The sequence below is a fragment of the Achromobacter sp. 46006 genome, from assembly GCF_059761975.1.
In genome coordinates this window covers 22,293-35,535 of record NZ_JCBANN010000025.1, presented here as the reverse complement: position 1 = coordinate 35,535, position 13,243 = coordinate 22,293, and the positions used below count along the sequence as shown (strand labels likewise).

Here is a 13,243-nt window from a genome sequence, read left to right as displayed (position 1 = left end):
AACGCCGGCAAAACGAATGGCTGCGCGCGACAAGCGGCACCGCGCCTGGCCTGACGGTAAACACGTCCGACATAAATTCAATTGCGCCGCGGCCCCGCAAAACCACGATCCGGATTCATTAATATCCGATCCCGTTGTCGGCTTCGCGCCGCCCTTGATGCAGCGGGGATTGTTGTGATGAGTATCTGGATGGGCACCGGCCATGCTTGAAGCGCAAGGGCTCACCTGTTCGAAAGGAACCCGTCTGCTGTTCGAAGACCTGTCGTTCCAGTTGGGCGCGGGGCAACTGCTGCGTGTGACCGCGCCCAACGGCCATGGCAAGACCAGCCTGCTGCGCATCCTGTGCGGCCTGGCGCGCGCCGACGCCGGCACGGTGTGCTGGCGCGGGGACGACATCCACCGCCTGGGGTCGGCCTACCGCCAGCAGATGCTCTACCTGGGTCATGCCGACGCGCTCGCCGATTCCCTGACTCCGCTCGAAAACCTGTGCTTCCTGTGCCAGGCCCAGGCCGATGCCGTCACCACGGCGGCCTGTCGCGACGCGCTTTGCCGGATGGGCCTGACCGCGATGCTCGACCTGCCGGCGCGCCTGCTGTCGCGCGGCCAGCGGCGCCGCGTGATGCTGGCGCGGCTGTCGCTGCGCCCGGCGCGGCCGCTATGGATCCTGGACGAACCCTTCAACCTGCTCGACGCGGCCACGGTGGCGGCGCTGACGCGGACGCTGGCAAGCCATTGCGACAACGGCGGGCTCGTCCTGCTGACCACGCACCAGGAGGTGGCCTTCGACCGGCCGGTGCACACCCTAGACCTCGGTCCGCGCGCGCCATGACGCGGCTGGCCAGCCCCTTCTTCGCCGTACTCCGGCGCGACCTGCTGCTGCTTGGCCGCGGCCGCGCCGACGTCATCGTCTCGCTGCTTTTCTTCGTGCTGGTCGCCTGCCTGTTCCCGCTGGGCGTGGGCGCCGATGCGGCCTTCCTGCGTGCGCTCGCACCAGGCGTGCTGTGGGTGGCCGCGCTGCTCGCCGCGCTGTTGTCGCAGCATCGGCTGTTCGCGCAGGACCACGCCGACGGCACGCTCGAACAACTCTTGCTTTCGCCGGGCGCCGCCTCGCTCTGGGTGCTGGCCAAGATCACCGCGCACTGGATCGGAACCGGTCTGCCTTTGGTCGCCGTGGCGCCCGTCATGGGCCTGCTGTTTGACCTGGGTCAGTGTTCGCGCCTGACCCTGTCGCTATCTTTCGCGCTGGGAACGCCGGTGCTGGCCCTGGTCGGCGCAATCGGCGCCGCACTGTCCCTCGGGATGCGCGGCGGCGGCGTGCTGCAGGCCCTGTTGCTGCTGCCCTGGTTCGTGCCGGTGCTGATCTTTGGCGCGGGCTCGGTGGACTCGTGTGGCGCCGGCCAGCCGCCCGCCACCCCGTTCCTGCTGCTTGGCGGCGCGCTGCTGGCGGCGCTGGCGCTGGCCCCGCCCGCCTGTGTCCTGGCGCTGCGCTTTGCCGTCGAAGAATGAAGATGCCTCCCATGCCTGCCCTCCCGCCCGCTCCTCCCGCCCGCCGCGCCACCCGTCTGCTGCGGTTCGCCGCGCCGCAGGCCTTCTATCCGCTGGCGGGCAGGCTGGTCCGCTGGTGCGCCGGGCTTGCCATCGTGCTGGCCGCCTGCGCCCTGGCGATCGGTTTTTTCGTCGCGCCCACCGATGCCACCCAGGGCGAGGTCTACCGCATTATTTTCATCCACGTCGCCGCCGCGTGGATGTCGATGTTCATCTATCTGCTGATGGCGCTCTGGTCCGCGCTCGGCCTGATCCTGCGCACCCGCCTGTCGTTCATCATGGCGCGCGCGCTGGCCCCCACTGGCGCGCTGTTCTGCTTCATCGCGCTCTGGAGCGGCGCGCTGTGGGGCCGGCCGACCTGGGGCGCCTACTGGGTCTGGGACGCGCGGCTCACCTCGCAACTGATCCTGGGGTTCCTGTACCTGGGCTACCTGGCGCTGACCGCCCTGACCGTCGATCCCCATCGCGGCGACCGCGGCGGGGCGCTGGTGGCCCTGGTGGGCGCCATCAACGTGCCCATCATCTATTTCTCGGTGTCGTGGTGGAGCACACTGCACCAGGGCGCTTCGGTCAGCCTGACGCGCGCGCCGTCCATGGCGGCGACCATGCTGGCCGCCATGCTGCTGATGGCGCTGGCCGCGTGGGCCTACACCGCCGCCGTGGCGCTGGCGCGCGCGCGCGTCATGGTGCTGGAACGGGAGTGGCCGGCCGGCTGGGTGCGCGACCTGGCGCGCCGCGAGACGGCGACGCGCAAGGAGCCGGCATGATGCACTGGCAGTCCTGGGCCGCGTTCTGGCACATGGGCGGGCGCGCCGCCTTCGTCTGGGGCAGCTACGGCATGCTGGCCCTGCTGGTGCTGGCCGAATGCGTGTCGCTGGCCCGGCGGCGGCGGCGCGCCTTGCGGCGCCTGACGGCGCTGGCTCGGGCCAACCCGGCGGCCGGGCGGCAACCGCAGGATGGAGGACCGGCATGACTTCCCCCCGCCGCCGGCGCCTGCTCCTGCTGCTCTGTGCGGTCGCGCTGTTGAGCGCGGCCGCCGCCCTGATCCTGACGGCCATGCGCCAGAACCTGGTGTTCTTCCACACGCCCAGCGAAATTGCGCGCGGCGAGGCGCCACGACAGCGGCTGTTCCGCGTCGGCGGCATGGTGCTGGCCGGCTCGCTGCAACGCGAGGCGGACGGCCTGGGCGTGCGTTTCATCGTCACCGACACCGCCCACGAGGTGCCCGTGATGTATCGCGGCGCCCTGCCCGACCTGTTCCGCGAAGGCACGGGCGTGGTGGCCCAGGGCACGCTGGACGCCGACGGCGTGTTCACCGCGACCAGCGTGCTGGCGCGCCACGACGAGAACTACACGCCCATCGAAGTGCGCGACGCCATCGCGCGCGCCCACGGCGCCAGCAGGACGGTGCGGCCATGATCGCCGAAGTCGGCCACTTTTCCCTGATGCTTGGCTTCGCGCTGGCGCTGGTGCAGGCCATCGTGCCGCTGTATGGCGCCTGGCGCGGCCGCGCGGCGCTGATGGCGGTCGGCCGCGGCGCCGCGCGCGGGCAACTGCTGTTCGTGCTGCTGTCATACGCCTGCCTGCACCTGCTGTTCATCGCCAATGATTTCTCCGTGCGGCTGGTGGCGGACAACAGCCACAGCCGCACGCCGCTGATCTACCGGATCACCGCGGTCTGGGGCAACCACGAGGGCTCCATGTTGCTGTGGATCGTTTCGCTGTCGCTGTGGACGGTGGCGGTGACGCGCTGGAGCCGCGGGCTGCCCGAGGCCTTCACGGCGCGGGTCCTGGGCGTGCTGGGCGCGGTCGGCGCGGGCTTCACCGCCTTCACGCTGCTGACCTCCAACCCCTTCGCCCGCCTGTTGCCTGCGGCGCGCGAGGGCCGCGACCTGAACCCGCTGTTGCAGGACCCCGGCATGATCATCCACCCGCCCTTGCTGTACCTGGGCTACGTGGGCTTCAGCATCGCCTTCGCCTTTGCCATCGCGGCCCTGATGACGGGACGCCTGGATGCCGCCTGGGCGCGCTGGTCGCGGCCCTGGACCGTGGCCGCCTGGGTGCTGCTGACCGCCGGCATCGCGGTGGGATCGAGCTGGGCCTATTACGAGCTGGGCTGGGGCGGCTGGTGGTTCTGGGATCCGGTCGAGAACGCCTCGTTCATGCCGTGGCTGCTGGGCACCGCGCTGATCCACTCGCTGGCCGTGACGGAAAAGCGCGGCGCGTTCCGCGGCTGGACCGTGCTGCTGGCGATCGGCACCTTCTCGCTATCGCTGCTGGGCACGTTCCTGGTGCGATCCGGCGTCGTCACCTCGGTGCACGCCTTCGCCACCGACCCGGCGCGCGGCCTGTTCATCCTGTGCCTGCTGGTGACGGTGGTGGGCGCATCGCTGCTGCTATACGCCTGGCGCGCCCCGCGGCTGCAGGGCGGCGGCCACTTCCAATTGGTATCGCGCGACGCCGCCTTGCTGGCCAACAACGCGCTGCTTTCCGTGGCCTGCGCGGCGGTGCTGCTCGGCACCCTCTACCCGCTGTTGCTCGACGCCCTGGGCCTGGGCAAGATTTCGGTGGGACCGCCCTACTTCGACACCACCTTCGTGCCGTTGATGACGCCGGTGCTCGTGCTGCTGGTGCCCGGCGCCGTGGCGCGCTGGAAGGCCGACACCTGGCAACGGCTGGCGCGCCGCCTGGGGCCGGCCGCGCTCGCCAGCGCGCTGCTGGGCTCGGCGCTGGGCTACGGGCTCGGGCACCTCACCTGGCGCACCTGCCTGGGCCTGGCGCTGGCGGCCTGGATCGCGCTGGGCAGCCTGCAATTGCTGGCGGAGCGCCTGCACGGCGGCGGGCGGGCCGACATCGCCACCCGCCTGCGCGGCATCCCCGGGAGCTGGTGGGGCATGTGGCTGGCCCATCTCGGACTGGGCGTGTTCATCATCGGCGTCACCATGGTCAACAGCTTCCAGTCCCAACTGGACGTGCGCATGCTGCCGGGCCAGACCGCCCATCTGGCCGGGTACACCTTCACCTTCGGCGGCGTCGAGCAGGTCGCCGGCCCCAACTGGATCGCCGCGCGCGCCACCCTCGATGTCGCGCGCGGCGGCAGGCATGTCGCCACGCTGCGGCCGGAGACCCGCCACTACGTGACGCAAGCGATGCCGATGACGCAATCGGCCATCGACGTCGGCCCCTTGCGCGATCTCTACACCGCGCTGGGCGAAAGCCTGCCCGACGGCGGCTGGATCGTGAACCTGTTCCACAAGCCGTTCATCAGCTGGATCTGGGCCGGCTGCGCGCTGATGATCCTGGGCGGCCTGGCCGCCGCCGCTGACCGCCGCTACCGCAAGCCGGCATCGCGGCGCGGCGCCTCGCCCCCGGGCCATGCCCGGCCCCCGCAAAGCGAACTGCCATGAAACTGCGATCCCTTGTGCCCCTGCTGTTGTTTCTCGGGCTGGCGGCCATGCTGGCCGTCGGCCTGGGTCTGGACCCGCGCGAACTGCCCTCGCCCCTGGTTCGCCGGCCCGCGCCGCCTTTCACGCTGGCGCGGCTGGACGCGCCAGGAAGTCAGTTCGGGCCGGACGACATGCGCGGCCAGGTCTGGCTGCTCAATGTCTGGGCCAGTTGGTGCGTCGCCTGCCGCGTCGAACACCCCGCGCTGCTGCGCGCCGCCCGCGAAGGCAGCATCGCCATCGTCGGCCTGGACTACAAGGACGAAGACAGCGCGGCGCGCGAATGGCTGGCGCGCCTGGGCAACCCCTACATCGCCACGGTGCTCGACCCGCGCGGCAAACTCGGCATCGACTATGGCGTGTACGGCGTGCCCGAGACCTTTCTCATCGACGCCCAGGGCGTCATCCGCTACAAGCACGTCGGGCCGGTCACGCAGGACGTGCTCGACAACATCCTGATCCCCCGGGCGCGGGAGGCGCTGAATGAACCCTGACATCCGCCGCCAGCCTCGCCCCCCGCTGGGGCGCGCCGCCCTGGCCAGCGGTTTGCATGCCGCCTGCCGCGGCCTCGCGCTGGCGCTGCTCATCGCGGCCCGGGCCGTGGCTGGCGAGGCGCCCGCCGCCGCGTCCGACCCCGCCCTGGAAGCCCATGTCCTGGCCTTCACGCGCGACCTGCGCTGCCTGGTGTGCCAGAACGAATCCCTGGCGGACTCGCGCGCGCCGCTGGCGCGCGACCTGCGCGACGAAGTGCGCCGCCTGTTCCGCTCGGGCCAGGACGAGGTCCAGGTGCGCCAGTTCCTGGTGTCGCGCTATGGCGACTACGTGCTCTATCGCCCCCCGCTGAAAGCCCGCACCGCGCTGCTGTGGATCGGGCCCGGCGTGCTGCTTGCCGGCGCCCTGGGCGGCCTGCTGTGGCGCTTGCGGCGCCATGCCCGCGCGCCGGAGCCGCCCTTGCCGGCGCCGCAAGCGCAGGCGGCCCGGGCCCTGCTGGCCGAGCCCCCGCAAGACGCCGCGCCGTTCGTCGCCGGCGGGGAGCGCGCTCCATGACCCTGTTCTGGCTCCTCGCGGCCGGCATGGTCGCCGTCGCCCTGCTGTTCGTGCTGCCGCCCCTGTTGGCGCCGCAGGCCGCCGGCCGCCGCGGCGGCTCGCCCCAGGCGCAGGCATCCCTGGCGGTGCTGCGCGAACAACTGGCGCAATTGCAGGCCGATCATGCCAGCGGGCGCATCACCCCGGACCACTATGCCCAGGCGCGCACCGAGATCGAACGGCGCGCCCTGCGAGAAGGCTGCGCGGCGCCGGACCGCCTCGATACCCGATCCGCGCCCCGCTGGGCCCTGGCGGTGGCCTTGGGGCTGGGCGCGATCAGCGTCGGCCTGTACGCCGCGCTCGGCAACCCGGCGGCCCTGGCGCCGGCAGACGCCGACCCGCACGCGTCGCCCTCCGCCAGCGCCGGCCATGACCCCGACGATCCCATGGCCGAACGGCTGGCCGGCCTGATCCAGCACCTGCAGGCCCACCCGGACGACACCGAGGGCTGGACGACATTGGCCCACACCTACGCCACGCTGGGGGATTTCGCTGGCGGCGCGGCAACCTGGGCGCGCATGGGCGCCCAGGCGCCGCAGGATCCCGGCGTGCTGGCGGACTGGGCCGACCTCCTGGCCACCGCGGCGGACGGAGACTTTTCGGGCGAACCCGACCGCCTGATCGGCCGGCTGCTGGCGCTTGCGCCCGACGACGTGAAAGGCCTGGCCCTGGCCGGCACCAGCGCGTTTTTCCGAGGCGACTTCCACGGCGCCATCGACGCCTGGGAACGCCTGCTGCCGCTGGTCGACCCGGATGGTCCGGTCCACGAGCAGGTCGAGGCCAGCCTGGCGCAGGCCCGCCGGGCGGCCGAAGGTGCGGCGGCTGATGGTGGGGCGGCCGAGGGTGCGGCGACCGATGGTGGAGCGGCTGATCGTACAGCGGCTGATCGCGCGGCGGCCGGTGCGGAAGGCCCCGCCTTCCCGCCGGGGGTTCGCGCCAGTGGCGGCCGCGGCCGGCAGGATTGACCGTCCGCATTCCTCACGGCCAATCCACGCCCCCCCCTGTTCCCGTTGCCCTTTCGGCGCGAGATCTCCAGCCGTGCGTCGCTGCCCGGGCGACGCCAGCGCCCCGGCGCAGGATCAGGCAGGCACCGTCAACGCCTCGCGCCAGGCGGCCAGCTTCTTCTCGAACGGCGCGGCCGCGTGGGCCGGGCTGGTGGATGGCAGGTCGACGTACTCCAGCGGCCGCGCCGGCAGGCGCGGCAACACATGGCGGCGGTACAGGCTGGCCGCCTTGGCGCCGTTGAAGCAGACCCGCAGCAGGCGCGGATGCGCCTGCAGGAACGCCGCGAAGTCGTTGGGCACCAGGGTATCGCCGCGGATGTCCGCATCCAGGCTGCCCGGCCGTTCGCAGGCCTGCAGCACGTCCCAGAGCGCGACGCCGGCGGAGCGCAGCGCTTGCAGGCGCTGCGGGTAGTCGGCGGCGGGATCGAACCCGAGCACCTGGCCCGCGATGGGCCAGAAAGCGTTGCGCGGATGGGCGTAATAACGCGCCTGCCGCAGCGAGGCGACGCCGGGCATGGAGCCCAGCACCAGGATGCGAGCGTCGGCGGCGGCAACCGGGGCGAAGCCCTGGACGTGGGCATATCGGTCGGCCACGGTGGTGTCGGCGGTTCGTTGCATGGCGCAAGAATACCCGGGTTTGCGGGCCTTCCGCCGCGGCCCGCGCCGGCCACCGGAACGGGCCCGGGCCCGGAATCCTGCCGGCTCCGCTCGTGCCTCACTGGCAACACCTGCCCGGGTCTGGCGCTATCAGCGTCCTATTCCTGGAACAGTGCTTATCAATGGCGGGGACTACCGAAAGCGGTGCTCCGCCCTTATCTTGATGGGTATGACGAACGGCCCCGCAGGGGCCGCGCAACAGGAATGACGATCATGAAGAAGATTCTGGGTGTGCATGCCAGCCCGCGTCCCCACTGGGTGGGCGATGGCTTTCCGGTGCGCTCGATGTTCTCGTACAACGACAAGGGCAAGAACGTCAGCCCGTTCCTGCTCCTGGACTACGCCGGCCCGGCGCAATTCGCGCCGGCCACGCAACCGCGCGGCGTCGGCCAGCATCCGCACCGCGGCTTCGAAACCGTGACCATCGTCTACAGCGGCGAGGTCGAGCACCGCGACTCCACCGGCAACGGCGGCGTCATCGGGCCCGGCGACGTGCAGTGGATGACGGCCGCCTCGGGCATCCTGCATGAAGAGTTCCACTCCCCCGCGTTCACCCGCCAGGGCGGCGAGCTGGAGATGGTGCAGCTGTGGGTCAACCTGCCGGCCAAGGACAAGAAGGCCCCGGCCGGCTACCAGAGCCTGCTGAATGCGGAGATCCCGGTGGTGTCGCTGCCCGGCGATGCCGGCACGCTGCGCGTGATCGCCGGCAGCTACGGCGGCCAGACCGGGCCGGCGCGCACCTTCACGCCGATCGACGTGTGGGACGTGCGCCTGGCCGCCGGCAAGACCGCGACCTTCGCGATCCCGGCGGGCCGCAACAGCATGCTGGTGATGCTGCGCGGCACGGTGCTGGTCAACGGCGAAGCCGTGGCGCGCGACGCGCAACTGACGCTGTTCTCGCAGGATGGTGAAGCGATCACGGTCGAGGCCAACAACGACGCCGTGTTCCTGGTGTTGAGCGGCGAGCCGATCGACGAGCCGGTGGTGGGATATGGGCCGTTTGTGATGAACTCCCAGGCGGAGATCGTCGAGGCGATCCAGGATTTCAATGCCGGGAAGTATGGGCAGATGCATTGAAGGGGGGACCGGCGATAGCTGGTCGGTCCTGCTGGATAAGGCCGCATTTCCTGGGTTGGGGAACGCGGCTTTTTCTTGGGCTTCGAGCCGTGACGCGGCGCCAGGGCCGCACGAGGCCCGAAGCGCATCGCTGACGCGCCAGCGCGCCCCGGCCGGAGCGTCTCATGGCGCGTCCCTCATCGCCGCCAAAGTAATGCAATTTTTGCGAGGAACGTGACAGAATATCGGGCACCCGTGCCCCGGCTGTACCGCTGAACCCCGTATTGATCAGGTCCTGAAATGCCCGTTACCGGCGATCCGTACCCAACCCGACCTCCTGGCGATGGCTTGGGCGGAGTCCATTCCGGGCCCCACGTTTGCCTGGACCGGCTGGCGCGCCTGGCACGGCGACTGCTCGATGTCGACACCGTGGTCGTTGCCTGCACCGACGCCGCAGGCGCATTCCAGGCGGTCGCTGGCGCGCCCCCCGCGCCCTCTCAGCCATGGTCCATGGAATCGACCATACGCGCCGCCGACGGACACCTGCTGGGGCGCCTGCGTCTGTTGCACGGACAGAGACGCGATTTCACGGATGAAGACAGCCAGACCCTGCAGGACCTTGCGGATCTCGCGGCGGCCCTCATCGCCCCCCATCCCGCGCCATCGCGCGAACGCGCCGACGAAGACACCTGGCGGGAAGAAGCCAGGAAGTTGTCGCTGGCCATCGCCGGTAGCGGCACGGGGGTCTGGGACCGCAACGTGGTGACCGGCGAGATCACCTATTCGCCCGGCTGGAAGGCCTTGCTGGGCTATTCCGAGTCCGAACTCACGACCCGCATCGAAGACGCCTACACCCGCTTGCACCCGGACGATCTGGACTTCGTGCGCGCCGCCATGCAGGACCATTTCGACGGCAAGACCGAAAGCTACGAAGTGGAGCACCGCATCCGCTGCAAGGATGGCAGCTACAAATGGATCTGTAGCCGGGGCAAGGTGGTCAGCCGGGACGCCTCCGGCAAGGCGCTGCGGATGATGGGCACCACCACCGACATCAGCGCGGTCCGCACCCTGGCGGAACGCCTCAAGATCACGGCGGACCTGGTCGTCAACCTCACCGATGCCGTGCCCGGCCTGGTCTTTCAGTGCCACGCCGTGCCCGGAAGCGGCGCGCGGTTCTCGTATGTCAGCGCCGGCATCCGCGACATGTTCGAACTCACCGCCGAAGAGGTCTGCGCCAGCGCCACCGCCATCGAACGGCGCATCCACCCCGAGGACCTGCCCGCCTATCGCGCGTCGCTGCAGCAGGCGGCGGCCGCGCTGACGCGCTGGCACCTGGAGTTCCGCGTCTGCCTGCCGCGGCAGGGAGTGCGATGGCGGCAAGGCGACGCCAGCCCGGGCCGCGAGGGAGACAACGGCGTAGTCTGGCACGGCTTCGTCACGGACATCACCGACCGCAAGCGCGCTGAACTGGAACTGCGCGAACTCGCCGCCACCGACGCGCTGACCAGCCTGCCGAATCGTCGCCATTTCATGTCGCGCATCGCCGCGGAGCTTACGCGCATCAAGAGCGACGGCGGCCACGGTTCGGCCGTGCTGATGTGCGACCTGGACCATTTCAAGCACATCAACGACACCTGGGGCCACGCCATCGGCGACGGCGTGCTGCAGCACTTCGCCCGCATGCTGCGCGCGCAGTTGCGCGAGATCGACCTGGTGGGCCGCATCGGCGGCGAGGAATTCGCCGTGGTGCTGCCCGACACCAACATCGAAAGCGCGCACCTGTTCGCCCGCGACATGCAGCGCCGCATCGCGGATACGCCCTATCTGACGGGCGGACAGCGCATCCCGCTGACGGTCAGCATCGGTATTTCCGCGCTGCATACGCGCGACGAAGACGCGGAACTGGCGCTCAGCCGCAGCGACCGCGCGCTCTATTACGCCAAGCGACGCGGGCGGAATCGGATCGAATCGGTGTCCTTGAGATAGCGCGGGCCCGACGCCTGGGCCCGCAGCATGATGGCCATGCCGCGCGCAAGCGCGGCAAGACCGGCCTGCGAACCGCTGCGGCGGTTGATGAAGGCGAGATCGAGGGAGCCCAAGTCATGTAAGGTGAGCGCACTTGTCTTGACCTGGAGAAACAATGCCAAACAGGTATGGAAAACTCGCTTCGTGGATTTATCACCTGGATAAGCCCATTGGCCGTTCGTTCGGCGACTTGGAATATTATCGGCAGCGCCTGGCCGAGTGTGACGGCCCCATCCTGGAACCTGCCGTCGGCAATGGCCGGATCTTCATCCCCATGCTTGAGATGGGGCTGGACATCGAAGGGTTCGACGCCTCGCACGAGATGCTTGAATATTGCCGGCAGGAATGCCGCGGCCGGGGTCTGGTCCCTGCGCTGACATGTCAGACATTCGAACAATTCAGCTACGACCGACGCTTCGCCTGCATCGTCATGCCGGCGGGATCGCTTCAGTTGATTACCGAGACCGCCTCGGCCATGGCCGTGCTCAAGCGGTTTTGGGATCATCTGCTGCCCGGTGGAAGGCTGATCGTGGACATCGACACCATCGAGAACGTCATTGGACAGGCGAACGCCGTGCGCAGTTGGGCGGTGGGAGACAGCGATCTGCTGACGATGACAGCCCATCGCGCCGAAATTGATTACGTCAAGCAAACGACCCTTTCCCATCTGCGCTACGAGCACTGGCGGCAGGGAACGTTGCTGTCGGCAGAACTCGACCTGTTCCACCTACGCTGGTGGGGGGTAGAGGAATTGGCGTTCGCATTGCGCGAAGCGGGTTTCGTGGACGTGGTAGTGTCGGGCGATTACCAACATGGACACCCACCCCGCAACGGCGCCCGGATCGTCAGCTTCGAGGCAAGTCGGCCGCCTGGTTGATTGGCCGGAGCGCTAGCTGGCGCGCACGCGCAGGGGCCGCGCCACATCCGCGTGCGTCAGCGCGCCCCCTTGTGATCCTTCTGGCCGACGTTCTTGTGCCGGCCCATCACCTCGGCCTGCTCGGCCTTCTCCTTTTTGCGCGCCTCGCTGGCTTTCTGGTCGGCGGCGGCCTTGTCCTGCCGGGGCGCCGGCCCCTTGGGTGAATGTTCCATCTGAGTCTCCGGAAAGGTGGGCAGTGGCGCGGCGATGCGGCATCCCTGCCCGCAACCGACGCCGCTCTCTGCCATCTTGCATCGCCGCGGCCGCCGGGAATTGACCAAGGTCAAGATCCGCCTCTGCCGCGCCCGCCGGCCCAGGGAAGCCATTCTTTGACAAACGTCAAACCCTGTATCGCCTGCCAGGTTAAACAGGACGTTCGGCATGTCAGAGAGATCACCATGACCACCACGATGAAAGCCACTGTGTTCGTCGCGCCAGGCCGGCTCGAAATACGGGAAAAGCCCATTCCCCAAGTGGGCCCGAACGACGCCTTGATGCGGATCACCACCACCACCATCTGCGGCACCGACGTCCACATTCTCAAGGGCGAGTATCCGGTGGCGTCCGGCCTGACCATCGGCCATGAACCGGTGGGCGTGATCGAGAAACTCGGCAGCGCGGTGCGCGGCTATGCCGAGGGTCAACGCGTCATCGCCGGGGCCATCTGCCCCAATTTCAACTCCTATGCCGCGCAGGACGGCGCGCCGTCGCAGGACGGCAGCTATCTGCACGGTTCCGGCCTTTGCGGTTGCCATGACCACCAGGCGACCGCGGGCTGGCGCTTCGGCAACAAGATCGACGGCGCGCAGGCGGAATACCTGCTGGTGCCCGACGCGCAAGCCAACCTGGCGCCCATTCCCGACGGCTTATCCGACGAGCAGGTGCTGATGTGCCCCGACATCATGTCCACGGGCTTCAAGGGGGCCGAGAACGCCAACATCCGCATCGGCGATACCGTCGCCATCTTCGCCCAGGGGCCGATCGGCCTGTGCGCCACCGCCGGCGCGCGCCTGTTGGGCGCCACCACCATCATCGGCGTGGACGCCAATCCCCACCGCCTGGAAATGGCGAGCCGCTGGGGCGCGGACGTCCTGCTCAATCCCAACGACTGCGACGTGGTGGCCGAGATCATGCGCCTGACCCGGGGCCGCGGCGTGGATGCCGCCATCGAAGCCCTGGGCCGGCAGAGCACCTTTGAATCCGCGCTGCGCGTCCTCAAGCCGGGCGGCACGCTGTCGAGCCTGGGTGTCTATTCGACCGACCTGACGATCCCGCTGGCGGCGTTCGCGGCCGGGCTCGGGGATCACCGCATCAACACGGCGCTTTGCCCTGGCGGCAAGGAACGCATGCGCCGTCTGATGAACGTGCTTGAATCGGGACGCCTGGACCTGACGCGGATGGTCACGCATCGCTTCGGCCTGGACCAGATCGTCCAGGCCTACGACCTGTTCGCCAACCAGCGCGACAACGTACTCAAAGTAGCCATCAGGCCGACCTGAGCAGCGCCCCTG

At 69.6% G+C, this 13,243-nt stretch carries 15 protein-coding genes; 13 read left to right on the top strand and 2 right to left on the bottom strand.

Annotated elements, in window-relative coordinates; translation table 11 throughout:
• Positions 1-202: 202 nt before the first annotated feature.
• Genes ccmA through ccmI form a run of 9 tightly spaced genes read left to right on the top strand, consistent with a single transcriptional unit; the run spans position 203 to position 7,039 of the window.
• Positions 203-829: a cytochrome c biogenesis heme-transporting ATPase CcmA gene (gene ccmA, locus AC6LKG_RS14165; RefSeq protein WP_498165245.1), complete on the top strand. Its 627-nt coding sequence runs from the start codon at positions 203-205 to the stop codon at positions 827-829.
• The gene (ccmB, locus tag AC6LKG_RS14160) at positions 826-1,506 is read left to right on the top strand and encodes a heme exporter protein CcmB (RefSeq protein ID WP_498165244.1); all 681 of its coding nucleotides are present in this window, start codon (positions 826-828) and stop codon (positions 1,504-1,506) included. The genes ccmA and ccmB overlap by 4 nt, the downstream gene beginning before the upstream one ends.
• 2 nt (positions 1,507-1,508) lie before the next feature.
• Positions 1,509-2,312 (top strand): heme ABC transporter permease CcmC, encoded by an 804-nt coding sequence (gene ccmC, locus AC6LKG_RS14155; RefSeq protein ID WP_498165242.1) that lies wholly within the window; start codon positions 1,509-1,511, stop codon positions 2,310-2,312.
• Positions 2,309-2,518: a heme exporter protein CcmD gene (gene ccmD, locus AC6LKG_RS14150; RefSeq protein WP_498165241.1), complete on the top strand. Its 210-nt coding sequence runs from the start codon at positions 2,309-2,311 to the stop codon at positions 2,516-2,518. Before ccmC ends, ccmD begins: the two co-directional genes overlap by 4 nt.
• Positions 2,515-2,964 (top strand): cytochrome c maturation protein CcmE, encoded by a 450-nt coding sequence (ccmE, locus tag AC6LKG_RS14145; protein ID WP_498165240.1) that lies wholly within the window; start codon positions 2,515-2,517, stop codon positions 2,962-2,964. Before ccmD ends, ccmE begins: the two co-directional genes overlap by 4 nt.
• Positions 2,961-4,952, top strand: a complete 1,992-nt coding sequence (locus AC6LKG_RS14140; RefSeq protein ID WP_498165238.1) for a heme lyase CcmF/NrfE family subunit — start codon at positions 2,961-2,963, stop codon at positions 4,950-4,952. Before ccmE ends, AC6LKG_RS14140 begins: the two co-directional genes overlap by 4 nt.
• The gene (locus AC6LKG_RS14135) at positions 4,949-5,482 is read left to right on the top strand and encodes a DsbE family thiol:disulfide interchange protein (RefSeq protein WP_498165236.1); all 534 of its coding nucleotides are present in this window, start codon (positions 4,949-4,951) and stop codon (positions 5,480-5,482) included. Before AC6LKG_RS14140 ends, AC6LKG_RS14135 begins: the two co-directional genes overlap by 4 nt.
• Positions 5,472-6,035: a cytochrome c-type biogenesis protein gene (locus tag AC6LKG_RS14130; RefSeq protein ID WP_498165234.1), complete on the top strand. Its 564-nt coding sequence runs from the start codon at positions 5,472-5,474 to the stop codon at positions 6,033-6,035. The genes AC6LKG_RS14135 and AC6LKG_RS14130 overlap by 11 nt, the downstream gene beginning before the upstream one ends.
• Positions 6,032-7,039: a c-type cytochrome biogenesis protein CcmI gene (gene ccmI / locus AC6LKG_RS14125; RefSeq protein WP_498165233.1), complete on the top strand. Its 1,008-nt coding sequence runs from the start codon at positions 6,032-6,034 to the stop codon at positions 7,037-7,039. The genes AC6LKG_RS14130 and ccmI overlap by 4 nt, the downstream gene beginning before the upstream one ends.
• Positions 7,040-7,153: 114 nt before the next feature.
• Here ccmI and AC6LKG_RS14120 read toward each other — a convergent pair whose 3' ends face one another.
• Positions 7,154-7,696, bottom strand: a complete 543-nt coding sequence (locus tag AC6LKG_RS14120) for a DNA-deoxyinosine glycosylase (RefSeq protein ID WP_498165232.1) — start codon at positions 7,694-7,696, stop codon at positions 7,154-7,156.
• A gap of 252 nt (positions 7,697-7,948) precedes the next feature.
• Here AC6LKG_RS14120 and AC6LKG_RS14115 point away from each other — a divergent pair, with 252 nt between their 5' ends.
• The 3 genes from AC6LKG_RS14115 to AC6LKG_RS14105 all read left to right on the top strand — a co-directional run bounded on the left by AC6LKG_RS14115 (position 7,949) and on the right by AC6LKG_RS14105 (position 11,693).
• On the top strand, positions 7,949-8,812 hold the full coding sequence (locus AC6LKG_RS14115) for a pirin family protein (protein WP_498165230.1): 864 nt from the start codon (positions 7,949-7,951) through the stop codon (positions 8,810-8,812).
• 489 nt (positions 8,813-9,301) lie between these two features.
• The gene (locus tag AC6LKG_RS14110; RefSeq protein ID WP_498165229.1) at positions 9,302-10,777 is read left to right on the top strand and encodes a GGDEF domain-containing protein; all 1,476 of its coding nucleotides are present in this window, start codon (positions 9,302-9,304) and stop codon (positions 10,775-10,777) included.
• Between the two features lie 154 nt (positions 10,778-10,931).
• Positions 10,932-11,693 (top strand): class I SAM-dependent methyltransferase, encoded by a 762-nt coding sequence (locus AC6LKG_RS14105; RefSeq protein ID WP_498165228.1) that lies wholly within the window; start codon positions 10,932-10,934, stop codon positions 11,691-11,693.
• Positions 11,694-11,749: 56 nt separating this feature from the next.
• Here the strand turns inward: AC6LKG_RS14105 and AC6LKG_RS14100 are convergent, their stop codons facing one another.
• Entirely contained in the window at positions 11,750-11,905 is a 156-nt protein-coding gene (locus tag AC6LKG_RS14100) for a hypothetical protein (RefSeq protein ID WP_498165227.1), read from the bottom strand.
• A 225-nt stretch (positions 11,906-12,130) separates the two neighbouring features.
• On the opposite strand from AC6LKG_RS14100, the gene AC6LKG_RS14095 reads away from it, so the two are divergent.
• Positions 12,131-13,231, top strand: coding sequence for an NAD(P)-dependent alcohol dehydrogenase (locus tag AC6LKG_RS14095; protein WP_498165225.1), 1,101 nt, complete (start codon positions 12,131-12,133; stop codon positions 13,229-13,231).
• The last annotated feature ends 12 nt before the right edge of the window (positions 13,232-13,243 follow it).